We start from the raw sequence: 23,261 nt of genomic DNA, 5'->3' as shown, positions 1-23,261 counted from the left end.
GATTGCGCGGCCTACCATGTTTGTTCTTGTTTTTTGGAGCGAACGAATGACCACCATACATAACCTGGGCTTTCCGCGTATCGGCGCAAAGCGTGAATTGAAATTTGCACTCGAATCCTACTGGAAGGGCGAGTCTACACGCGACGCCCTGAAAGATCTGGGCGCGCAACTGCGCAAGCGCCATTGGGATAACCAGGCAGGCCTGGATTTCGTTCCGGTCGGCGATTTCGCGTTCTACGATCAAATGCTCGACATGAGCTTCACTCTCGGCAACCTGCCGGAACGTGTACGTGGTTTCCACGGTGACACGCTGGACAACTACTTCCGCGTTGCACGTGGCCGTTCCGCACAAGGCGCGGAAGACCATGGCACATGCTGTGGCGGTGTTGCTGCCGGCGAAATGACGAAGTGGTTCGATACCAACTATCACTACATCGTGCCGGAATTCACAGCTGCAACCGAATTCAAGCTCGATACCACGCGTTTGCTGGAGCAGCTGGCAGAAGCCAAGGCGCAAGGCGTGAAGGCGAAGCCGGTCATCATCGGCCCTATCACTTACCTGGCGCAAGGCAAGGCCAAGGACGATTTGTACAAACTCGCTTTGTTGCCACGTTTGTTGCCGGTGTATGCGCAATTGCTGGATGCTTTGGCCGCGCAAGGTGTGGAATGGGTGCAGATCGACGAACCTATCCTCGTTACCGAACTGGACACTGATTGGCAAAACGCTTTCAAGGCTGCCTACGAGCAGTTGAAAAACAGCCGCGTCAAATTGTTGCTGGCGACTTACTTTGGACAATTGCTGGAAAACCGTGCACTGGCCGCCAGCCTGCCGGTTGCAGGTTTGCACGTCGATGCCATCAATGGTCGTGATGATGTATTGCCGCTGATCGATTTGCTGTCCGCCGACAAAGTATTGTCGCTGGGTGTGATCAATGGTCGCAACATCTGGAAAACCGATCTGACTGCCGTGCTGGATTGGATAGAGCCGTTGGCGAAACGCCTGGGTGAGCGCTTGTGGGTTGCACCGTCGTGCTCCCTGTTGCACGTGCCGGTCGATCTGAACAGCGAACAAAAGCTGGATGCAGAGATCAAGTCCTGGCTTGCCTATGCGATCCAGAAACTGGATGAATTGCGTGTATTGGGTAAAGCACTGCGTAGCGGGCGTGATTCGGTTAAAGCAGAGTTGGCTGAGAATAAGGCAGCACTGGCAGCACGCCGTGCGTCGCCACGTGTCAACAATCCGGCAGTGCAGGCAGCTATCGCCAAGATCGATGCAGGCTTGGGCAAACGTGACAACACTTACGCATTGCGTGCGAAGAAACAGGCTGCATTGCTTAAGTTGCCGGCATACCCGACCACGACTATCGGTTCCTTCCCGCAGACCGCCGAGATTCGCCATGCACGTAGCGAATTCAAGGCCGGCCGCCTGGACAATGCGAGCTATAAAACTGCAATGCAGGCTGAGATCGAGCGCAGCGTACGTGAACAGGAAACACTGGGCCTGGACGTGCTGGTGCACGGTGAAGCAGAGCGTAATGACATGGTTGAATACTTTGGTGAACAACTGCAAGGCTATGCCTTCAGCCAGTTCGGCTGGGTACAATCCTACGGCTCGCGTTGCGTGAAACCGCCTATCCTGTTCGGTGACATCAGCCGTCCGCAAGCGATGACAGTTGAATGGAGCACTTACGCCCAATCCCTGACCAAGAAGCCAATGAAGGGCATGCTTACCGGTCCGGTGACGATGCTGAACTGGTCTTTCGTGCGTGATGATCAGCCGCGTTCGGTTTCATGCAAACAGTTGGCGCTGGCTATTCGCGAAGAAGTCTTGGACCTGGAAAAAGCCGGTGTGCACGTGATCCAGATTGATGAAGCTGCACTGCGTGAAGGTTTACCGCTGCGTAAATCGCAATGGCAGGAATATCTGGACTGGGCGGTGGAATCGTTCCGTATCACGGCCAATGGCGTGGAAGATGAAACACAAATCCATACCCATATGTGCTATTCGGAGTTCAATGACATCATCGCGTCGATCGCCGATATGGATGCCGACGTAATCACGATCGAAACATCGCGTTCGGATATGGAGTTGCTGGATGCGTTTGATAACTTCAACTATCCGAATGAGATCGGCCCTGGTGTGTATGACATTCACTCGCCTAACATTCCGACCCAGGAGCACATGGTGCAACTGATGAAGAAAGCGGCAGAACGTGTCCCTGCGGAGCGCCTGTGGGTCAATCCGGATTGCGGTTTGAAAACACGTCAATGGGCGGAAGTCTTGCCGGCACTGAACAATATGGTGGCAGCAGCCAAGACCCTGCGTCAATCAGCCTGATTGTCTGCAAGAGTAAAAAGCCCGCTTTTCAGCGGGCTTTTTTATTTGCGTCGTCGGCGATTTGCAGATGTTGGCAAATGGCAAGGGTGGGATTTCCTGTCATATACAAATTTAATGACGGGTTTCTCATTCAAATTTGTGCAGACAATATAAGATGTCGATGTCTACTCAGTGCGTCGAGTACCAGAAATTGTGCCGAAACCGCCGCTTATGAGAACTCTGCAGCTTCTTGCCAGTCAGATATCTCATATTGGTTTTGCATAATAAAAAGGAGTCTTTCATGAATTTCCCCCACGGTCTTCGCCTTGCTTGCTTTGCTGCAATAACGAGTCTTGCCTTTCAGGCGCATGCTGAAAGCCTGCCTTCATCGGCTTCGAGTGCAGGTTCGGCTTCCAGCGGCAGTGTCTCCGCTTCGCTGCATGAATCCAGCGATAGTTCGAGTAAGGATGACAAGCGCGCCGATGGCGATTACCGCATCATCGATGTGGCTGAAGCGCCGGAGCGTGGTGATTTTCGTCGTGTAACGATGCAGGCTGATGAAACGCAGCAACGCATCGTGCTCGACCTGCCGGTCAATATCCTGGACAAGCAGGGCCTCGGCCGTGGTGACTTGGTATATGCACAGCATCGCGTGTATGGCCTCGAGTTCGCCCGTAGCGATACGCGCGAAGCTTTCTATCTGGTACTTGCCGACAAATGGCATGAAGAACTCGCGCCGCGTATTGTCGGTCTGTGAGGTTTAGGCAATTCTTTTACTCTTCGCTGACGGTTGCGGTCTTTACCGCAGCCGGTGCGGCACACGCCGCTTCCGGCTCGTCAGCCGCCTCCAATTTCTGTGATCGCGCGCATCAACTCACGGCCGGACAGCAGGATCGCATATTGCGTTTCGCGGCTGTCGTGCGCGAGGAATTGGCACTTGCCAACACGGATACCGTCCTGATCAGCCGCTCCGGCCTCGACCTGTCACGCTTTAATATTCGTTATTCGCATGCCGCCATTGCCTGGCGCGATGAAGACAAAGTGTGGACTGCTCGCCAGCTTTACTATGCCTGTGAAGAAGAACGTCCGCGCATTTACGACCAGGGCATGGCGGGGTTTGCGATGGGCATCGATAATCCTGCGCTGGGCTATATTTCCATCGTCAAGGTTCCGGCCGAAGCGGCACAAATGCTGAAGGAAGCGGCGCTGGACAAGCAACGCGTATTGCGTTTGCTGGCGGCGACCTATAGTGCAAATGCCTATGCCTACGGCCTCAACTATCAGAACTGCAATCAGTGGGTGATGGAAACCATGGCGGCCGGCTGGGGACATCTGGACGATGGCGCAGACTTGCGCAAGCGTGCACAGCTTTGGTTGCAGCAGGCGCATTACGCGCCGGAGCCGACACCTGTTAACTCACACTGGCTGATGTTTGCATCGAGCTTCGTTCCGCTGCTGCATCTGGATGATCATCCGGCCGAAGACCGCTATGCGCTGAAGTTGAAAATCAGTTTGCCGTCGACGGTGGAAACCTTCGTCCATGAGCAATACCCCAGCAGTGAGCGCGTGGAAATCTGCCATGACGGCAAGCAGGTTGTCGTGCATCGCGGCTGGACCCCGATTGCCGATGGTTGCGTGCCGGGCGAGGGTGACCGCGTGGTTCCGCTTGACGGCTAATATTACCCACGCCTTTTCTTGGTTCTATGCATATCCTCATTACCGGCGCTGCCGGCTCCGGCACTTCCACGCTTGCAGCAGCATTGGCTGAAGCCACCCATGCGACTTTCATTGAAACCGATGATTACTTTTGGCTGCCCAGCGATCCACCCTATCAACACAAGCGCGCAGAAGCTGAACGTGGCGGCGTCTTGTTGCAGGATATCCGCAGCAAGCCAGACGCCGTCGTTGCGGGTTCGCTGATCGGCTGGGGGCAGGAGCTGGAAGATGTTTTCGACCTGGTGGTTTTCCTGTACATCCCGACCGAACTCAGGCTGGCACGCCTCAAGCTACGCGAAGAACACCGCTTCGGTAAGGCTGATCCGGAATTCCTTGCCTGGGCCGCGCAATATGACGAAGGCACGGCTGAAGGTCGCAGCCTGGAACGCCACAGGCAATGGTTGGGTATGCGAAAGTGCACGGTGCTGTACCTGGAAGGTGACCTTACTACGGAAGAGCGCTTGCAGCGGGTGCTTGCGCTACGCCATTCGCACGACTACAACACATTCGCCGCAAAACATTGACGCTGTACCAGCCGCACTGGAATAATGAGAACAGTTCTCAACTAGACCAGCCAGCCCCGCCTTTGTGCCGCCAGCCAATTTAATGATGCTTAGTGCATCTGCCCTGGAGCATGTCGTGCATACCGCAAGTTCTTCTGATTCGCTTACCCGGCTCTACAGTGACCATCACGGATGGCTGAAGGCTTGGTTGCGTAAAAAAACCGGCTGTCCACACAATGCGGCGGATCTGGCGCATGACACTTATATGCGTGTGATCGAAACGCGCAATGCGGTCGAGATCGATACCCCGCGTGCCTTTTTGACCACCATCGCCAAGCGCGTCCTCGCCAGTTATTTCCGTCACCTCGAAGTCGAGCGTGCTTATCTCGATAGCATTGCCGATCTGCCCGAGCCTTTGGTGCCGTCACTGGAAACGCAAGCCATCGTGATTGAAACCCTGCTTGAAATCGATCGCATCCTCGACGGTTTGCCAGCCAAGGTCAGGACGGCTTTCCTGTGGGCGCAGATTGACGGCATGCCTTATGCCGAGATTGCGGAACGCCTGGATGTCTCCCTCAGTTCCGTCAAGCAGTACATGGCACGTGCGATACGCCAGATTTATTTTCCTGGCGCGCAAGCCTGATTGTCGACACAAAACTCATGCCTGAATCAAACACCGCAACACTCAATCCGCAAGTCATCGATAAAGCTGTCGAATGGCTGGTGCATCTGTGGTCGGGCAGCGCCGACTCGGATAGTCGCGCCGCATGGCAGAAATGGCGCGCGGCAGATCCGGAACATGAACGTGCGTGGTTGCATATTGAAGACGTCAACCAGCAATTGCGCGGGCGTATGAATGGCGTGTCTGCCGACACCGCGATAGCGAGCATTGCGCAGCCGGCTTCGCGCAGCCGCCGTAAAGCGCTCAAGACTTTCTCTGCTGTTGTGACCGTGGGTACCGCCGCATGGTTGTCATCAGAAACCATGTTGTGGAAAACCCTCAGCAGTGAAATACGCACCGCGACCGGCGAGCAGCTCAATTTCAAGCTGACTGATGGTACGCAGCTGGAGCTCAATACCGATACCGCAGTGAATGTGCGCTATGACTCGGCCTTGCGCCTGGTGCAACTGGTGCGTGGCGAATTATTGATCACCACTGCCAAAGATAGTGCATCACCGGCACGTCCTTTCATGGCGGAAACCGCTGCCGGCCGCATCCTTGCGCTGGGTACAAAGTTTACGGTGCGACACGATGGCGATATTAGCCAGGTAGCAGTATTGGAAGGAGCGGTGGAATTAATCCCTGCCAATAAGCCGGGGCAGGTAGTGCGGCTGGATGCGGGACAGGCAGGCAGCTTCAACGCCGAAGGCGTGGTGACGCCGCCACACGCCATTAGTGCACAGGCCGCATGGACCGAGGGTGTGCTGATTGCATCTGATATGCGGCTCGATGATTTTATTGCAGAGCTGAAGCGTTATCGTCCCGGCCATCTGTCGTGCGATCCGGCCAGCGCTAGTTTGCGCCTGTCCGGCGTATTTCCGTTGAATGATATGCAAAAGATACTGACTTCCCTGACTGAAGTATTACCGGTACGGGTGCAAACATTTACCAGGTACTGGACGCGGATAGTGCCGGCAGGGCCGGTGGATACGGCAGCCTCATGATCGTTTAAAAATATTTCAATTAATTTCTGTACCTTTTCCCGAGCAGCGCGACAACAGAGATAAGAACACTCCATTGACGCAAGAAAAGGTAACCATGAAATTCGCTACAAAGAGCCGTCACGGCACTCTTTACCTCGCTGCACCATTGAAACTTCAACCATTGGCCCACTCGGTGCGCCTCGCCGTATTCAGGATGGCGGCGGTAGCACTCGCTTTAGGCACCCTTGCGGCCAGCACCGCAGCGTTGGCGCAAACCGCGCAAGCCAGTCCGGCCAGCAAACGTTACAACATTCCGGCCGGATCGCTGGAGGCTGCCTTGACCTCGTTTGCCAAGACCTCGGGTGTGTTGCTGGTTTATCCGCCGGCGCTGGTAGAAGGCCTGAACAGCCCGGGTTTGCAGGGCGAGTTCGGCATCAATGATGGCGTTGCCAGGATCCTGCAGGGCAGTAATCTCGAAATCGTTAATAACGGCAGCGGTAAATACACATTGAAGAAGCAAACGACACCTGATAGCGGCTTGCTGCCGGCGGTTACGGTGCTGGCGGTAAATGAAAGCTATACACAGTCCTTGCAGGGGGAAGGCAAAGCGGCCGATGGCTATCGCACAAGGTCGGTATCGTCGATGGGCGCACTGGGCAATATGGATTTGCTTGATTCGCCGTTTTCCGTCAACGTCGTATCGCAAGAGTTAATAAAAAATATCCAGGCACAATCGCCTGACGATGTGTACAAAATCAGTCCATCCACCTTGTCGCAAACACCGCAAGGCAGTGGCTGGGCGCCAATGGTGAAGATACGCGGCTTCGGTAGTTACGATCGTGCCGAAGATGGCCTGCGCCGTTCATATGGCTTTGCAGTGTCAATGGAAGACAAAGAGCGCGTCGAAGTGCTGAATGGTCTTTCCGGCTTCCTGTTTGGTGCAGCGTCGCCTGGCGGCATGGTGAACTATGTGAACAAGCGTCCCACCAAAGATCGTCTGAACAGCATTACGGTTGGTAATTACGGAGGCAGCCAGAACTACATCCACGGTGACTTCGGTGGTTCGTTCGACGCCGACGGCAAGATCGGCTATCGCGTCAACCTCGTACGCCAGGATGGCGAGACCGCAGTCGATGATCAAAAGATAGACCGGACGCTGGCGAGTGTGGCGCTGGACTTCAATATTACGAATCGGTTCAAGGTCGAGCTCGGTGGCTCCTACAGCGACTACAAGATGCAGGCACCCACTGCCTATTGGTTCTTTGAAGAAGGGGTGCCGCGCATCAAGGCACCGGACTCGAGCAAGAACTGGAGCCAGCCATGGATCCGGGATGAGATGGAAACCAGGAAATTAATGGCCAAGGCGACTTTCGAGGCCAACGAACATCTTACTTTGCGTGTGGCATATATACGCGAGGATCAGGATCGGCCCAAGCAGGATCACACCATGAATTCTGTCAGCTCGCCGACCGGATACTCACAGATCCGCATCCATTCCGGTTACTCCAAAACGGAATCCGAAAGCAAGCAGGCACTCGCCGATCTCTCTTTCGCTACAGGATCAATCAGTCATAAGGTAACGTTGGGTTATTTTGGATATACCGATAGCCAATGGCAGACTTCCTATTCCCCGAACACTGGCTGGCAGGGGCCCTATGGCTTCGGCACGCCTACGCATGTAGCACAACCAGTGTGGCCGGCGGTTCCGCCAAACTCCATGTACTACGCCAGCCGCACCACCAATGACAATTTTATGATCGGTGACCTGGTGAAATTCAATGATCAATGGTCTGCCCTGGTGGGAGTCAATCGCAGCACGATCAAGACCATAGGCCGGGAGCCGGATGGTAGCACCAACGTCGAACAGCCAGACTATAAGCGCTCACGCAATTCACCCAGCGCATCGCTGATATTCAAGCCGGTGCCATGGCTGACAACCTACGCTACTTATATTGAAGGTTTGGAGCAAGGAGGCACAGCACCCCTGACCGCGACCAATCAGCTGGCGATCATGCCACCGATGCAAAGCAAGCAAAAAGAAATCGGCGTGAAGGCGGAGCTGGGTGGCGTACTCCTAAGTGGCGCACTGTTCGATATTGAGAAGGCTAATGAATTCACTGACGCGAGCGGTACTTACCGCCAGGATGGCAAGCAGCGCAATCGAGGTGCCGAAGTATCGGCATTCGGTAAACTGACTAATGCATGGAGTGTGGTGGGCGGCGTGACCATGCTGACAGCGAAAGTCGAGGGCGGCGAGTTTGATGGTGGTGCGCCGGCAAATGTGCCGAAGATGCTGGCCAAGCTGTATTCGGAATATGCATTGCCCTGGGTGACGGGTTTGAGCGTGAGCGGCGGCGTTTATCATGTCGGAAAACAGTGGTCATCCGAGACGAATACCAGTCGCTTGCCTGCATATACGACAGTTGACCTGGGTATGCGCTATGTTACGCAGGTATCAGGTCGTCCATTGACGCTACGCCTGAATGTCAACAACGTAGCTGATCGTGATTACTGGCTTAACAGCTACTACCTGGGTACTCCGCGCAGTGTAGCGTTCTCGGCACAGATGCCGTTTTAAATCAGAAGCTGTTTATGTGGGTCGGGCACCGCATGCTGCCCGACCCACATTCGCGAGAGTGACGCACAGTCAGTGCTTCTATTTTTTTTCAGTCGCGAAATACAATAGGCCGATCACCGGCAACGATAGTCCAACCCGCGACGCCAGTTCCCAGCCGCCATGTGCATAAGCCCATGCGCCAACCGAAGAACCAATCGCGTTGCCGAAGTACCAGATAATCATGTGCACGCTACTGGCCAATATCCGGCTTAACAATACTCCTGTGATTGTGGAAATGCCAACTATCGCGGTATGGAGATGCTAGGAATTACTTTGCGACAAGGACATGCCTGTGTGTAAACTGTCGCCTTACTCATTTTTAACAGAACCATGACCACCAACATTACCGTCAATGATGAACTGAAGGCTTATATTGATCCACTGACCAGCGACGAATATGCAGCGCTGGAACGCAGCTTGCTAGCGGAAGGTTGCCGTGATGCACTGGTGCTGTGGGGTGAGCTGTTGATCGATGGTCACAATCGCTACGGTATCTGCCAGAAGCATGGCATCAGCTTTAATACGGTCCAAAACGCAACCTTCAAATCGATGGATGATGTCCACCTCTGGATGATTGATAATCATCTGGGACGGCGCAGCGTATCGGACTTCCAGCGCGGTGTGCTGGCTTTGCGCAAGAAGGAAATCCTATCGACGCGTGTGGCGCAATCGAAAGAGGCAGCGACAACAACGGATGCGGAAGCAGCCACGCCACCTGCAGATGAACCGGCGCTGACACGTGACGTGATTGCGCGCGCCGCGCGCGTCAGCAGCGTGACACTGGGACAAATCGAAAAGATCCAGAAAACCGCGACTCCTGAATTGGTCAATGCGGTGAAGACCGGCGTGGTGTCGATTAATGCCGCTGCCGTGATTTCATCGTTGCCGGAAGAACAGCAGAAAGAAGCAGTGGCCGGCGGCAAGAAGGAATTGCGTCAGGTCGCGCGCCAGGTACGTGAAGCCAGGTTGCCGCCGAAACCGGAGCCGGTCCCGCCGCCGGCCGATGCAACGCCGGACCAGATCACCATTCATAAATTGAATTTGCAGATCATCGAACTGAACGAAGAGCGCGATCAATTGAAAAAGAAAGTGCAGCACCTGACTATCGCGCTTGCAGAGGCACGTGGCGCGCAGTAAAGCTGCCTTCGGGTGAGGTTCTTTTGAACTAAGCGATAATACGGGTCAGCTAAAAGCCGGGGAGAAGCACCAGTGTCATCAGTCTTGTTGATCGACGATCATGCAATGTTCCGCGAGGGACTGACACTGGCATTGACGCAGGCTGATCCGACGCTGCACATCCATTGCGTTGCCAGCGGCAATGAAGCCCTGCAGTTATTGGAAACTGAAACAGCCATCAGCACTGCCATGATGGATTACTACCTGCCCGATATCGGCGGCGGCGCTTTGCTGCAACGCTTGCGGCAACTGCGCCCCGGGCTGCGCATACTCGCACTGTCGGCTTCGGAAGATCCGGACGATGTGCGGCATGCGTTGGCCAGTGGCGCCCATGGCTTCATTCATAAATCGGCGGACAGCAAAACCTTGTTCGCTGCATTGACCAGCGTGATGCAGGGGCATGGCTACCTGCCGCCTGCATTTAGCCACCTGGATACGCAGGATGGTGGCAGTAACGATGATGCATCCCTGTTGAGCCGGCTCACGCCGCGCCAGATGGAAGTATTGCGCCTGATGTGTGATGGTTTGCGTAACGGTGAAATCGCCACACAATTGGGCATGACGGAAAAAACCGTGAAAGCCCATGTCAGCGCCGTCCTGTCCGGCCTCGATGTCCTCAACCGCACGCAGGCGACCGTGGTGGCGCGGCGCGCGGGCTTGCTGGGCAAACCGCGCTAACTGCTTACCGCAGCGTTTATCCGCAACTGCTTGTTGCAAAAATACTCACAATACCATTTGGTCCGCATGAGACTTTAGTCCAATGTGGATACAGGGAAAGTTTCCTATCATGCCTGCACTTACAGCAATCGAGCGAGGCCGGCATGAACCATATCTACCGCGTGATCAGGAGCAGGACCCACGGTGCATTAATCGCCGTCTCCGAACTGTCTGCCGGCGGCAGGCGTAACAAGCGTCGCAGTGCGCGACGCCTGGCGGCACTCCTGTCCGGCCTGCTACCGGCAGCGCTGGCCTGTGCAGCGCCGGTCGGTGGCGAAGTGAGCGCGGGCAGCGGCACTATTTCTCAAAGCGGCAATACCACCACCATCCAGCAAAACAGCGATCGCCTAGCGCTCAACTGGAACAGCTTCAATATCGGCGCGAATGAGAGCGTGCGCTTCAACCAGCCCGGTGCGCATGCGATTGCACTCAATCGTGTGCTGGGCCAGGACCCGTCAAAAATCCTCGGCAACCTGTCAGCCAACGGCCAGGTATTTATCCTGAATCCAAATGGCGTCCTGTTCGGCAACGGTGCGCAAGTCAATGTCGGTGGTCTGGTCGCAACGACCATGAAGCTGAGTGACAGCGACTTCATGAACAGCAATGGCAAGTACGTATTTACACCGGGCGGCGTGGCCGGAGCCAGTGTAGTGAACCAGGGTGAGATTACAGCTAACGGTGGCTATATTGCCTTGCTGGCACCGAAAGTCATTAATGAAGGAAAACTTATTGCAGATGGCGGCAATGTGACGCTGGCAGCCGGTCAGGAAATGACCCTGACACTGGCAGCGCATAATTTGCTGACCTTGAGCATAGACCAGGGCGCGGTGGATGCGCTGGCCGCCAACCATCACCTGATCCAGGCGGACGGTGGCGTGGTACTGCTGAGCAGCAAAGGGCAGGACGCGGTGTTGTCCGGCGTGGTCAACAACACGGGCGTCATTCAGGCACGCACAGTCAGCAATCAAAATGGTGAAATCCGCTTGATGGCGCATGGCGGTACCGCATTGGTCGACGGCACACTGGATGCGTCCGCCACAGCTGGTGGCAATGGCGGCTTCATCGATACGTCCGGCGGCAAGGTCAAGATCGCAGACAGCGTGCAAGTCACGACAACAGCAACGCATGGCAAGACCGGCATGTGGCTGATAGACCCGAACGACTTCGTCATCGCCAACAGCGGCGGCGACATTGCTGCCACTAGCCTGAGCAGCTTGTTGGGCGGCACCAATATAACGTTCAAGACCGTTACTGATGGTCATGCCGGTAATGGCGACATCTTTGTCAATGATGCTGTGAGCTGGAACTCGGGGAATACCCTGACGCTGGAAGCAGAGCGCAATATCAACCTGAATGCCGCGATCAATGCAGGACAGGGCGGTTTGACACTGAATGCGGTTAATACCATCAGCGCACCGGCAGCGGTGAACGTCAAAACCTTCACACTGAATGGTGGCAACTGGATACAAAACAGCAGCAATCTGGCTGCCTTCAGCGCGCAGGATTTCCGTATCAATAGCGGCAGCTTCCTGCGTGCGGCAGGTGGTGACGGCAGCAGTGCAAATGCTTACAAAATCACCGATGTCTATGGCTTGCAAGGTGTAGGCAGCAGTGCGGCTTTGCTGGCGGGCAGTTATCGGCTGATGAATGATATCGAAGCAGGCGGTACCGCAGGATGGAATAGTGGCGCAGGCTTTGTACCGATTGGTAATGGCGTAGATTCTTTCAAAGGTAATTTCGATGGGCAGGGACACGTCGTCGCGAATATGACGATCAATCGCCTGGCGCAGCAATATGTCGGTCTCTTTGGTCAGGTGGAAGGCGGCACCCTCAGCAATATCGGTGTCATAGGCGGTAGCTTTGTTGGTGCCGGTTATGTCGGGCCGTTGGCTGGTTCCTTGCTGGATGCGCATGTCTACAATGCCCATGGCACCGGCAATGCCAGTGGTAATGCCGGTGGCAGTGATTTCGTCGGCGGCCTGGTCGGCGTCAATTATCACAACAGCAGTATCACGAAATCCTTCGCCACCGGTTCGGTGAGCGGCATCAATAATGTGGGCGGCCTGGTCGGCTGGAACTACGGCCAGATCATCCAGGCGTATGCGAGCGGGAATGTAAATGGACAGCAGGGTGTGGGTGGCCTGGTCGGACTGAATGACGGTGGCCATATCAGCAACGCTTATGCGAGCGGTGCGGTCAGTGGCATGAATGGCATCGGCGGCCTGATAGGCAATATGCAAAATGGCGGGCGCATCAGCAATACATATGCAAGCGGTGCGGTCAGCGGCAGCGGCGGCAATGTCGGCGGACTTGCCGGCAGCAATACGGTCCTGATACCAGGCGACGCCCTCGCCATCGTTGATGCCAGCTATTGGAATACGCAAACCTCGGGACAAGCAAGCAGTGCCGGCGGCGAAGGTCGGACTACCCAGGAAATGCAGGGTAATGGCGGTGCGCGTCCAACCTTCGTCGGTTGGGATTTTGCGAATGTCTGGAAAAGTGTCGGCACTGGCCCGGTTTTCCAATGGCACTTCATTCCACAAACAGGAGTACTCACTCCCAATACCAATAATCCTGCTTTGTCCGAAAGCGTCAACGCAATACACGCAACGACACTGGGCGTTCTTAAACAAATAGCCGACATCGCCGATTACATGGATTCCCTGATTAAGTCGAGCGATACCAAGCTCATCGAATCCATCGTGAAGGACAAGGCAACGATTGATGCCGAAAATGACGCGTTTATCGCGCAGCAGAAGGCAAAGATAAACGCTGCGGCAGGTGACACCGATGTTTCACAAATGTCTCCGGCTGCCGTCGAAGCATTCAATAAACTTATGAGCGAATTTACTAAGTTGCTCGAAGATCTTACGAAGAAGGCGAAGGCGGATAGCAAAGTAGATCCGGCTACTGTACAGGCCAGGATTGACGCTATCAATAATACACTCAGTGATGTTGCGAGCAAGCTGGATTTGAACCAAGTCGCGCCTCTGGATAAACCTTTGGATGCAACAGCAACGGCAGCCAAAGAAAACGCACAGGCAAGGCTGGAGGCGGATAAAAAAGCCGGCGCCGGTGATACAAATGCCAAGGATACAGCGCTACAAAAATTCCAGGAAGCGATGGCGAAAGCAAAAGCTGAAAATGACGCAAAAGCGGCGCAGTCAGCCGCTGATAAAGGACAAACAAGTGGTGAGCGAGTGGCAGCCGCCACGCAGGAGGCTAGCGCACTTGTGGATGCGGCCAAGCAAAAGATGCAGGATGCGGTGAAGGATGGAACGGATGCCGTTGCAAATGGTGCGGGCAGTTTGTCATCTGCGGCAAGGATAGCCGCAGTGGCCAAGGCCGCCACAGGACTTGCCGATGACAAATCTGCGGCAGCGACTAATCCACGCAATGGCGTCAGGCCTAGCCTGCGCGATGTGTTACCGAGCTCTGGCGGAGCGCGGCCAAATACCCCCGCTACAGCGGCCAATCAGCAGACATTTACCAACAGTCAGGAGTTGCAAAAATTCGGCGCTGAGGCCATGGTGCATATCGGACAACTCACGAACAAAATTGCCGAGCTATTGGGCGATAGCAGGGCGGCCACAAATTCCGCTTCCAAGCGATGAAATACATGGTTTCACCAGCTCAACCTGAGTATTACCCAAAATGAAGAAAGCCAGCATGTCGTCTTGCCGTAGCGCTACGCCGTCCCTGCTTGTCCTGGCCTTGTACCTGGGCAGCACCTTTACTACCGCCGCTGTCGCACAATTGATACCGAATGCCGGCAGCACCTTGCGCGAATCGCAGCAATCGGCACCGGCCTTGCCCATGCCTGCGACGGGCACTATCCAGTTGCCACCGGAGCCGGCGGCACCGGTGCCGACGGTTGATAGCATACGCTTCCAGGTCCAGGCGTTTCGCATCAGCGGGAATCAGTCCATAGATAGCGCGCTGCTGTTGCCGCTGGTGCAGGATGTCACCGGCGCCGAGCGCAGCCTGGGTGAACTGGAGCAGGCTGCGTCACGCATCACGGCCTACTATCGTGAACATGGTTATCTGGTGGCGCGTGCTTATATTCCGGCACAGGATATCCAGAATGGTGTGGTGGAGATCGCCGTGCTGGAAGGTCATTACGATAAGGTCAGGCTGGACAATCAGTCCGGTTTTTCCGATGCCATCCTGCAGCGCTACCTGACACCGCAACAGTTGGGTGAAACGGTCAGTGATGCAAAGCTGGAGCGCGCCATCCTGCTGATACAGGATGTCACGCAGGCGGCCCAGGCTGGCGGCAACCTTCAACCCGGTGCGTTACCTGGCACAACTGACCTTACCCTCAAGGTCGGGCCGGCTGCGGGCTGGCAGGCAAGACTCGAAGCCGATAACTATGGCGTGCGCAATACCGGCCGTAACCGTTTCGGCGGTGCCGTGCAATGGAACAATCCTAGCGGCAATGCAGATCGTCTGGATGCCCGTGTGTTTACAACTGCCGACGGGCAGGATTACGCGCGCCTGGGCTATAGCATCGCAGTCGGCGGTGACGGCTTGCGCCTGGGTCTGGCCTATGTTGAATCGCGCTATCAGGTTGGCGGTAATTTCGCCGCACTGGATGCATACGGTCGTGCCGGTGTATGGTCAGCGACCGCCAGCTATCCGTTGCGACGCTCACGTGATTTCAATTTGAACCTGGAAGCAGGGCTGGATCAAAAATCCTTGCAGGATAATGTCGGTGCCTTTGCCAGCAGTACACGTAAAAGTAATCAGGTTGCCGGCCTGGGTTTGAGCGGTGATGTGCGGAATCGTATCGCTTCATCCGAAGGCACGACTACCTTCAGCCTGCGTGCCGAAAGCGGACGACTCGATATCGAAACGCCGCTGGCACGCGATATTGATGCTTTATCAGCGCGCACCAATGGTGCTTATCAACGCTACACTTACGCGCTGGCGCAGTATCAATGGCTGAGTAACAGCACCATGTTACTGTTGTCGCTCAATGGACAACAGGCGTCAAAGAATCTCGATTCAGCGGAAAAAATGTCCCTCGGCGGCCCATTCGGGGTGCGTGCCTATCCGAGCGGTGAGGCGTCGGGTGATAAAGGTTATGTGGCGACTGCGGAAATTCGTCATACGCTGGACCAGCAATTATTCCCGGGCCAGTTGATGCTGAGCGGCTTTATCGATAGCGGTATGGTCGAGACCAATGCCCGACCATTCATCCATGGTGACAACCAGCGCCGCTTGTCCGGCGCAGGCGTGGGCCTGTCTTTTGCGATGCAAAACAGACTTGAATTGCGCCTGATGTACGCCCATAAAGTCGGCAATGCGGTCGCCCGCAGCGATACCGACCGCTCCGGTCGGATCTGGGGCATGCTGGCTTTCATGTTTTAAGCGCCCTGGCGCGGCCATATACGTTCGCCGCGGCCTGGCAGTTAATTAATGTTAACGCCGCTCCCTTCCCATCCGGTTTTCCTTGCTGCAGACTTTGTGCAAGCGTAGACTTTTCTGCAAGCAGGTTCGGTGACCAAATGCCGGGCCCGGACAGGGGAAGCTATTCATGGGTATGCCGGTCAACTCCAGCAGTACGCAGTCGCTCCGTATGCGCCGCGCTTTGCTGCTGAGTTCTATCGTGTTGGCCGGCGTGTCTTTGTTGTGGGGCCTGTATTTTGTGATGCAGGGTAACTGGGATATCTGGCCCCTCAATGTGGTTTCCATCACAGTTGCCGTGGCTGCCGCGGTGCTGACTTTGCGCGGACATATACGTGCAGCGTCCATCATCCTGTTTTGCGCGGTCTATCTCATCCTGTGTGTGTTCTGTGCCTTCCTTGACGTACCGACACCGGAAGCGCCGCGCTCCAATCATAATTATTTCCTGGTTGTCGGATTGTTTGCATGGCTGGTCTTCAAGGGTGATAAGCGATGGCTGCGGCACGGCATGGTCTTGCTGGCTTTGCTCGGTTTTATTTTCTTCGCCAGCACCGCATGGGTGCCAACGCGCGATTATGCGCTGGGTGCGGATGTGCGGGTAGCCGGAACGTGGATGCACAATATATTGGTCAGCGGCCTGTTGTGGGCGCTGCTCTGGGTGATGCAGGCCGACCTGTCGGAACGCAATGCCATGGAAGCGGATTTGCGCGAGGCGCTGCGGGATAATCAATTGATGCTGTACTACCAGCCGCAAACCGGGAATGACGGGAAAATTGTGGGGGCGGAGGCATTGTTGCGCTGGCGGCATCCGGTCAAAGGCATGGTGTCGCCGGCTGATTTTATTCCATTGGCGGAACAAACCGGTTTGATCCTGCCGATCGGGCATTGGGTGCTCGGCATGGCTTGTGCGCAATTGATCGCATGGTCAAAAAATCCGGCGATGGCGCATTTAAGCCTGGCGATCAATGTCAGCGCACTGCAGTTCAAACAAGCTGATTTCGTCAGCCAGGTCGTATCGGTACTGGACCGGTCAGGCGCAGATCCGCATTTGCTGGAACTCGAGTTGACAGAAAGCATGCTGGTCAATGATGTGGACGATATCATCGCCAAGATGAATGCCCTGAAAGCGAAAGGGATACGCCTGTCGCTGGATGATTTTGGCACCGGTTACTCATCGCTCAACTACTTGAAAAAACTGCCGCTGGACCAGCTCAAGATCGATCAGTCCTTTGTGCGTGACATGCTGTTCGATTCGAATGATGTCGCGATTGTGCGTACGGTAGTGGAGCTGGCGCGTGGCATGGGTTTGCACGTGATAGCGGAAGGCGTGGAAACGCAGGAACAAAGGCAATTCCTGGCCGAGCTCGGCTGCCTGTCATTCCAGGGTTACCTGCTGAGCCGACCGGTACCAAATGCCGAATTTGAAGTAGTGGTACTGGCACATAATGCAGCGCTCAAGCCACCGCATCTTGCCGCCGACAAGCCGGCACTGAGCGAAAACCTGTCCTGATAATCCGTGCAGAAAATCTTCAGTTGAGTTGTGTCGGCACTACCTCGCGCCCCGCTGGTGACCACAGTGGCAGCTCAATCTCATCCTTGGCGCTGGCGACGCTCATCTTGTCAGGCAGGGCGACGCCGTTGCGTATTGCAGTCAGTTCGGCGAGGATGGAAATCGCAATTTCAGCCGGCGTCTTGCTGCCTATATACAGACCGATCGGGCCGTGCAGACGCTGCAACTGTGCATCACTGAGATCGAATTCTTTCAGCCGTTCGCGGCGACGCGCATTGTTGATGCGCGAACCAATCGCGCCGACATAGAAGGCCTCGGATTTCAAGGCTTCCATTAAGGCGAGGTCGTCCAACTTGGGATCATGGGTGAGGGCGACCACTGCAGTACGGCTATCCATTTTCATTTCCAGCACCAGGTCATCCGGCATCGCATGGATGACGTCTACGCCGGCTACTTGCCAGGCCAGGCGATACTCTTCGCGTGGGTCGCACACCACCACCTGGTAATCGAGGCCGGTCGCGATTTGCGCGAGGAACTGCGATAGCTGTCCGGCTCCGATGATGAGCAAGCGCCAGCGCGGACCATGGATGGTCGTCAATACACTGAGCGTGAGGTCCAGCACCGCACCTGCCTGTGCAGGTGCGAGCCGGACTGCGCCGCTGACCAGGTCCAGCTGGCGCATGACCAGATTATGGTGCATGACATGTGCCAGCAATTGCTTGATCCGGCTTTTGCCTGATAGTGGTTCGATTACCAGTTTGATAGTGCCACCGCACGGCAGGCCGAAACGAAAAGCCTCTTCCGCACTGATGCCATACGTCAGCAATTCAGGCGTTTCCTGCTTTCGTCCGGTATTGCGCACACGTGCCATCAGGTCGTCTTCGATGCATCCGCCGGAGACCGAGCCGATGACCAGGCCATCTTCGCGCAGTACCATCATTGCGCCGACCGGACGCGGGCTGGAGCCCCAGGTCTGCACGACAGTGACCAGCTCGCAAGCGTGACCGGCATCCAGCCAGCTATCGGCGGCTTTGAGTACTTCGAGGTCGATGCTATCCATGGCGATTTCTCACTATTTTGCAGATGCCTGCAATTGATTGCGCAGTGGCAGGTCGCGTATGCGCTTGCCGGTTGCCGCGAAGATTGCATTGCACAAGGCGGGCGCAATCGGTGGCGTAGCCGGTTCACCGACGCCACCCAACGGTACGTCAAAATCATGTTTGATAAAGTGCACGCGTATCTCACGCGGCGCATCCATCGAGCGCATGACTTCATACTCATGGAAATTGCCTTGTTCGGCACGACCATCCTTGAAAGTGATTTCACCCGTCAGCGCCAGGCTCAGGCCCATGATGCAGGCGCCTTCAATTTGCGAGCGGACACGATCCGGATTGATTTGTGCGCCGCAATCGACGGCGATATCAACGCGTGGAATCGAGAGTTCACCCTTGTCCGAAATCACCGCTTCGATGACCACCGCCACATAGGTGACGAAGCTGTAGCTAACCGCGAGGCCGAGGCCATGTCCCTTGGGCAGCTTGCGACCCCAGCCGGCCTTGTTGGTGGCCAGCGTGATGGTGTTGCGCATGCGGCCGGTATCCAATGGATAACGTTCAGGCGATTCGCCATAATTCCATTCATCCGCCATATCTTTCGGATTGATTTTGCGTGCCGGTCCGATCAGGTCCAGCAAATAATCCCGGTGGTCGCGCTTGGCTGCCGCCGCCAGTTCGGCTACGAATGACTGGATTGCAAACACATGTGGAATATTGGAGACCGAACGGAACCAGCCGATGCGGGTGTGTGCTTCAACTTCCGGTGCTTCCACGCGGAAGTTGGGTATGACAAACGGGATGTTGACCGCCGACATGCCGAGTTCGAACGGCTGTTCACCCTTGGCGCCTTCGCTGAAGATCGATGCTATGGTCGGCGCAGCGGTACGATGCAGCCAGGCCGTGGGTTTGCCGCCAGCGTCCAGCGCCACTTCCAGTCGTTCGACGGAAACCGTGTGGAAATAGTCATTATGAATATCATCTTCACGCGTCCAGGTCACTTTGACCGGCACCCCTTTCATCGCTTGTGACAGCAAGGCTGCTTCTGCCGCGAAGTCGGGTTTGGACTTGCGACCGAAGCCGCCGCCCAATAGCGTGACATGCACTGTGACATCTTCCGGTTTGAGTTTGAGATGGGTGGCGACGATTTCACGCGCTGCCTGCGGCGCCTGGACGCAAGCCCAGACTTCGCATTTACCATCTACGATATGTGCTGTGGCGGCCGGTGGCTCCATTGTCGCGTGGGCGATATGCGGCAGGTAATACTCAGCCTCCATCCGACGCGTAGACTTGGACAACACGCTCATCGTATCGCCATTGTTGCGTACGGCCTTGGCCGGTTTGCGTGCTGCATCCTGCAAAGTCTTTTTATATTCGACCGAGTTATAGCTGGCATGCTTGCCATCATCCCAGGTGATCTTGAGTGCTTCACGTCCCTTGATCGCGGCCCAGGTATTTTTGGCGATGACGGCGATACCTCCGAGTGGATTGAAGCCGGCCGGTGCGGGGCTGCTCTTTAGCTCCACGACTTGAATGACACCAGGCACTTTCAATGCGTCCGACGCATCAAAGCTGCGCACTTTGCCACCCATCACCATAGGACGCGCGACGACTGCATACAGCATGCCGGGCAGGCGGGTATCTATGCCGTACTGGGTATTGCCGGTGACGATATTCTTGAGGTCGATGCCGCGTGTGCTTTCCTTGCCTATGTAGCGGAATTCGGCCGGTTTTTTCAGGCGCAAGTCCTTGGCCGCAGGCGGTGTGATTTTTGCGGCAGCTTCGGCCAATGCACCATAGCCGAGGCGGCGGCCGGTTTTGGTGTGGATGACTTCGTGGTTCTTCGCCTGCACTTCCGTCGGCTTTACATTCCATTGTTGTGCCGCCGCCAGTTCCAGCATCTGGCGTGCCGCCGCACCGACGCGGCGCATGGGTTCGAATGAGTGGCGCATGCTGCGCGAACCATCGGTATTCTGGTTGCCGTACTTTTCCTGCATGCCGAGGGCCTGGGCTACGCGCACCTTGCTCCAGTCTGCTTCGAGTTCGTCAGCTACCACCATAGGCAGGCTGGTACGCACGCCTTGTCCCATTTCGGAACGATGGGCGACGATGGTGACGATGCCATCGGCAGCGATCGAGACGAACACCAGGGTGTCATCGACCAGGCCACCCGGCATACCGTCGCCACCGTATTTTTTGATTTCATCACTGGTGGCGGCACGTACGATGCCGGCGGCACCGACCGTGAGTGCGAGACCGGTGAGGGCGCCTGCGCCCTTGAGCCAGGTGCGGCGTGTCATGGATGGCAAAGCGGGCAGCGCCGGTGCGCCATTGCCATTTTCATTATCGAATACTGTGCTCATATTATTGTCCCTTCTTCGCGGAAGCTTGCTTGATCGCAGCGCGTATGCGTGTGTAGGTGCCGCAGCGGCAAATATTGCCGCTCATCGCCGATTCAATCTCGGCATCGGTCGGATGCGGCGTGGTTTTCAGCAGGGCGGTGGCGGACATGATTTGTCCGGACTGGCAGTAACCGCATTGCGGCACACCGAGTTCGGTCCACGCCTGTTGTACACGCTTGCCTACACTGTCTTCCGACATTGCTTCGATGGTCGTAATGTTTTGCCCGACTGCCGCCGAAACCGGTGTGATGCAGGATCGGATAGCCTGGCCGTTCAGATGGACGGTACAGGCACCGCATAAAGCCATGCCACAACCGAATTTCGTTCCCGTCATACCCAGGTGGTCACGTAATGCCCACAGCAAGGGAGTGTCGTCAGACAGGTCCATTTGATGTTGTTTGCCGTTGATAGTGAGAGTCGCCATGATTTTTTTGGAGTGAGGTGGGATGGAATACGGTTGACCAAGTTGCCTGTTTTGAGCGAAGTTGGTAATGAAAATCATTTCACAAACATCCATGCTCGTCTCGCAAACATTTGTGAAACGAGTGGTGATAACGAGTTGTAGTATCTGCAGTCCCGCACGCGCAATAAATGAAAATGTTAAGATTTGAGAATTCCAAAATCTGGAATTCGCATGTGCGCTATCTGTTTGGCGTATAACGGATAGAAAAGGGGACAAAACGTGCTGAACCGCCTGGAGATGCTGCGCCTTTTTTGTGCCGCCGCAGACTCAAACAGCTTCAAGGAGGCCGCCGCCCGCCTGGGCACATCGCCGCAGGCCATCACCCGTGCCGTCAAGGAACTGGAAGAGGCGGTAGGCGAATTGCTGTTCCACCGCAATACGCGTGGCATCCAGATCACCGAGTTTGGTACCCATCTGGCCGAACACGCGCGTGAAATGGTGACAGGGGTTGACGGTCTGTTTCATCACAGCGATAAACAATCGGACAAGGATCTGGCCGGCCTGGTGCGGATTACCACTCCCAGCATCATCGGGCGTCATCATCTATTACAGTCTTTGCTGCCTTTGATTAACCGTCATCCCGGTTTAAGGCTGGAGCTGGGTGTGACCAACCTGGTGGCAGACGTCGTCGATAAGAAAATAGATATCGGGGTGCGGATAGGGCAGCTACGCGATAGCGGCTTTGTTGCGCGCTCGGTGGCAAAAATCTCTTTCCATATAGTTGGTACGCCGGAACTGGTCGCCGCCCGAGGCAAGCCGAAGACGCCACAGGATTTATCGAAACTGCCAACGACGGCGCTGATGGACGGTAATACCGGGCGGATCTGGCCCTGGTATTTTGCCGAGAATCATTTGCTGACACCTACCGCATCGACTTTTGTCACTGACGATCCTGAGGTGGAATGCAATGCCGTACTAGCCGGCGTCGGCTACGGCCAGCTATCGAGTCATCAGGCCGAGCCGTATATACGTTCCGGTCAATTGGTGACGGTGCTGGATGAATACCAGCCGGAGCCCTGGGATTTGTATGTCTATCGTCCGCAGCGTGGACCGGTGCCGGCGCGCATCAGGTTGGTGTTTGATCGTATCGTCGAGATATTGTCGGATCCGGCAACTTTTGAAAAGACAGTTTAATCTGCCCGGGATTGCAGGTCTGCCACGGTGTCGATATCGTAATGGATGCCGCGATCGTCGACCGCGACTTTGGTGACCGGATGATTTTTCAGCAAGGAGCGTGCGCCCTGGTCGCCGCCCAGCATCAATAGTGCGGGCAGGTGCTGCTTGCCAAAGCCGACCGGATTGCCGCGTTCGCCCTGGTAAAACGGTGCGACGATGCCGGCTCCATTCCTTAGTTCGTTCGCCAGTGCCGCTATCGTGCTGGTTTGCACGCGTGGCATATCACCCAGGGCGATGATCCAGCCGGTGGCTTGCTGGTTTTGTTCCAGTGCGCAAACCAGCGAGGCACCCATGCCCTGTTCAGCATCAGGACAAACGACTACCTTGCATCCGAGCTGCGTCAACTCACTCGCTACGGCATCTTCTGCATTGCGCACTACCGCCGTGACTTGTGGCAATACGGCGAGCAAGGCAGTGGCGGCGGCGATCACAACGGTGTCGCCGTCGATGGTGGTTTGCAGCAATTTGTTTTGCGCACCGGACGGGTCGAAGCGCAGCCCTTTACCGGCTGCCAGCAAAATGCCGACTATCTGTTCATGGTCATGTGACTGCATGGCTG

The 23,261-nt window shown here is 55.8% G+C and carries 18 protein-coding genes; 13 read left to right on the top strand and 5 right to left on the bottom strand.

The features are described 5' to 3' along the window. The first annotated feature begins 46 nt into the window (after positions 1–46). The 7 genes from metE to ACFQPC_RS09655 all read left to right on the top strand — a co-directional run bounded on the left by metE (position 47) and on the right by ACFQPC_RS09655 (position 8,758). Positions 47–2,338, top strand: coding sequence for a 5-methyltetrahydropteroyltriglutamate--homocysteine S-methyltransferase (metE, locus tag ACFQPC_RS09685; RefSeq protein WP_382271652.1), 2,292 nt, complete (start codon positions 47–49; stop codon positions 2,336–2,338). Between the two features lie 280 nt (positions 2,339–2,618). Continuing rightward, the gene (locus ACFQPC_RS09680) at positions 2,619–3,074 is read left to right on the top strand and encodes a hypothetical protein (RefSeq protein ID WP_012078615.1); all 456 of its coding nucleotides are present in this window, start codon (positions 2,619–2,621) and stop codon (positions 3,072–3,074) included. Next, complete coding sequence (locus ACFQPC_RS09675; RefSeq protein WP_382271651.1) at positions 3,071–3,994, top strand: DUF2145 domain-containing protein; 924 nt, start codon at positions 3,071–3,073, stop codon at positions 3,992–3,994. The genes ACFQPC_RS09680 and ACFQPC_RS09675 overlap by 4 nt, the downstream gene beginning before the upstream one ends. Before the next feature lie 26 nt (positions 3,995–4,020). Further along, the gene (locus ACFQPC_RS09670) at positions 4,021–4,557 is read left to right on the top strand and encodes an AAA family ATPase (protein ID WP_382271650.1); all 537 of its coding nucleotides are present in this window, start codon (positions 4,021–4,023) and stop codon (positions 4,555–4,557) included. An 85-nt stretch (positions 4,558–4,642) separates the two neighbouring features. Beyond that, entirely contained in the window at positions 4,643–5,179 is a 537-nt protein-coding gene (locus ACFQPC_RS09665) for a sigma-70 family RNA polymerase sigma factor (RefSeq protein WP_012078618.1), read from the top strand. A 17-nt stretch (positions 5,180–5,196) separates the two neighbouring features. Then, positions 5,197–6,201, top strand: coding sequence for a FecR domain-containing protein (locus ACFQPC_RS09660; protein ID WP_382271649.1), 1,005 nt, complete (start codon positions 5,197–5,199; stop codon positions 6,199–6,201). A 94-nt stretch (positions 6,202–6,295) separates the two neighbouring features. Next, the gene (locus ACFQPC_RS09655) at positions 6,296–8,758 is read left to right on the top strand and encodes a TonB-dependent siderophore receptor (protein WP_382271648.1); all 2,463 of its coding nucleotides are present in this window, start codon (positions 6,296–6,298) and stop codon (positions 8,756–8,758) included. Positions 8,759–8,836: 78 nt separating this feature from the next. On the opposite strand, the gene ACFQPC_RS09650 is transcribed toward ACFQPC_RS09655, so the two are convergent. After that, positions 8,837–8,980, bottom strand: coding sequence for a hypothetical protein (locus ACFQPC_RS09650; RefSeq protein WP_382271647.1), 144 nt, complete (start codon positions 8,978–8,980; stop codon positions 8,837–8,839). 147 nt (positions 8,981–9,127) lie between these two features. Between ACFQPC_RS09650 and ACFQPC_RS09645 the strand changes: the two genes are divergently transcribed. From ACFQPC_RS09645 to ACFQPC_RS09625, 5 genes are all read left to right on the top strand, one after another. After that, positions 9,128–9,934: a ParB N-terminal domain-containing protein gene (locus ACFQPC_RS09645; RefSeq protein WP_382271646.1), complete on the top strand. Its 807-nt coding sequence runs from the start codon at positions 9,128–9,130 to the stop codon at positions 9,932–9,934. Positions 9,935–10,006: 72 nt separating this feature from the next. Then, positions 10,007–10,651, top strand: a complete 645-nt coding sequence (locus tag ACFQPC_RS09640; RefSeq protein WP_382271645.1) for a response regulator — start codon at positions 10,007–10,009, stop codon at positions 10,649–10,651. Between the two features lie 143 nt (positions 10,652–10,794). Further along, complete coding sequence (locus tag ACFQPC_RS09635; RefSeq protein ID WP_382271644.1) at positions 10,795–14,304, top strand: two-partner secretion domain-containing protein; 3,510 nt, start codon at positions 10,795–10,797, stop codon at positions 14,302–14,304. A gap of 55 nt (positions 14,305–14,359) precedes the next feature. Then, positions 14,360–16,063, top strand: a complete 1,704-nt coding sequence (locus ACFQPC_RS09630) for a ShlB/FhaC/HecB family hemolysin secretion/activation protein (protein ID WP_382271643.1) — start codon at positions 14,360–14,362, stop codon at positions 16,061–16,063. Between the two features lie 166 nt (positions 16,064–16,229). Then, on the top strand, positions 16,230–17,609 hold the full coding sequence (locus ACFQPC_RS09625; RefSeq protein WP_382271642.1) for a putative bifunctional diguanylate cyclase/phosphodiesterase: 1,380 nt from the start codon (positions 16,230–16,232) through the stop codon (positions 17,607–17,609). 19 nt (positions 17,610–17,628) lie between these two features. Here the strand turns inward: ACFQPC_RS09625 and ACFQPC_RS09620 are convergent, their stop codons facing one another. The 3 genes from ACFQPC_RS09620 to ACFQPC_RS09610 are packed head-to-tail and all read right to left on the bottom strand — an operon-like array spanning position 17,629 to position 21,487. Further along, positions 17,629–18,669: an XdhC family protein gene (locus tag ACFQPC_RS09620; RefSeq protein ID WP_382271641.1), complete on the bottom strand. Its 1,041-nt coding sequence runs from the start codon at positions 18,667–18,669 to the stop codon at positions 17,629–17,631. A gap of 12 nt (positions 18,670–18,681) precedes the next feature. Beyond that, positions 18,682–21,024 carry a xanthine dehydrogenase family protein molybdopterin-binding subunit gene (locus tag ACFQPC_RS09615; RefSeq protein ID WP_382271640.1) on the bottom strand — a complete coding sequence of 781 codons (2,343 nt, stop codon included), beginning with the start codon at positions 21,022–21,024 and terminating at the stop codon, positions 18,682–18,684. 1 nt (position 21,025) lies between these two features. After that, on the bottom strand, positions 21,026–21,487 hold the full coding sequence (locus ACFQPC_RS09610; RefSeq protein WP_012078630.1) for a (2Fe-2S)-binding protein: 462 nt from the start codon (positions 21,485–21,487) through the stop codon (positions 21,026–21,028). Positions 21,488–21,745: 258 nt separating this feature from the next. Here ACFQPC_RS09610 and ACFQPC_RS09605 point away from each other — a divergent pair, with 258 nt between their 5' ends. After that, the gene (locus tag ACFQPC_RS09605) at positions 21,746–22,660 is read left to right on the top strand and encodes a LysR family transcriptional regulator (protein WP_382271639.1); all 915 of its coding nucleotides are present in this window, start codon (positions 21,746–21,748) and stop codon (positions 22,658–22,660) included. Here ACFQPC_RS09605 and ACFQPC_RS09600 read toward each other — a convergent pair. Then, entirely contained in the window at positions 22,657–23,256 is a 600-nt protein-coding gene (locus ACFQPC_RS09600) for a nucleotidyltransferase family protein (RefSeq protein WP_382271638.1), read from the bottom strand. The genes ACFQPC_RS09605 and ACFQPC_RS09600 overlap by 4 nt on opposite strands. Positions 23,257–23,261 lie beyond the last annotated feature (5 nt).

Source organism: Herminiimonas glaciei (genome assembly GCF_042664955.1).
Taxonomy (GTDB): domain Bacteria; phylum Pseudomonadota; class Gammaproteobacteria; order Burkholderiales; family Burkholderiaceae_D; genus Oxalicibacterium; species Oxalicibacterium glaciei.
The sequence above is the reverse complement of the archived record's forward strand: the minus strand, read 5'-3'. Positions and strand labels throughout refer to the sequence as shown.

Coding starts and splice junctions, on each gene's coding strand:
- ACFQPC_RS09660 (WP_382271649.1), top strand. CDS start 5,197: ATGCCTGAATCAAACACCGCAACACTCAATCCGCAAGTCATCGATAAA.
- metE (WP_382271652.1), top strand. CDS start 47: ATGACCACCATACATAACCTGGGCTTTCCGCGTATCGGCGCAAAGCGT.
- ACFQPC_RS09665 (WP_012078618.1), top strand. CDS start 4,643: ATGCTTAGTGCATCTGCCCTGGAGCATGTCGTGCATACCGCAAGTTCT.
- ACFQPC_RS09635 (WP_382271644.1), top strand. CDS start 10,795: ATGAACCATATCTACCGCGTGATCAGGAGCAGGACCCACGGTGCATTA.
- ACFQPC_RS09615 (WP_382271640.1), bottom strand. CDS start 21,024: ATGAGCACAGTATTCGATAATGAAAATGGCAATGGCGCACCGGCGCTG.
- ACFQPC_RS09655 (WP_382271648.1), top strand. CDS start 6,296: ATGAAATTCGCTACAAAGAGCCGTCACGGCACTCTTTACCTCGCTGCA.
- ACFQPC_RS09680 (WP_012078615.1), top strand. CDS start 2,619: ATGAATTTCCCCCACGGTCTTCGCCTTGCTTGCTTTGCTGCAATAACG.
- ACFQPC_RS09630 (WP_382271643.1), top strand. CDS start 14,360: ATGTCGTCTTGCCGTAGCGCTACGCCGTCCCTGCTTGTCCTGGCCTTG.
- ACFQPC_RS09670 (WP_382271650.1), top strand. CDS start 4,021: ATGCATATCCTCATTACCGGCGCTGCCGGCTCCGGCACTTCCACGCTT.
- ACFQPC_RS09645 (WP_382271646.1), top strand. CDS start 9,128: ATGACCACCAACATTACCGTCAATGATGAACTGAAGGCTTATATTGAT.
- ACFQPC_RS09610 (WP_012078630.1), bottom strand. CDS start 21,487: ATGGCGACTCTCACTATCAACGGCAAACAACATCAAATGGACCTGTCT.
- ACFQPC_RS09650 (WP_382271647.1), bottom strand. CDS start 8,980: ATGATTATCTGGTACTTCGGCAACGCGATTGGTTCTTCGGTTGGCGCA.
- ACFQPC_RS09620 (WP_382271641.1), bottom strand. CDS start 18,669: ATGGATAGCATCGACCTCGAAGTACTCAAAGCCGCCGATAGCTGGCTG.
- ACFQPC_RS09625 (WP_382271642.1), top strand. CDS start 16,230: ATGGGTATGCCGGTCAACTCCAGCAGTACGCAGTCGCTCCGTATGCGC.
- ACFQPC_RS09600 (WP_382271638.1), bottom strand. CDS start 23,256: ATGCAGTCACATGACCATGAACAGATAGTCGGCATTTTGCTGGCAGCC.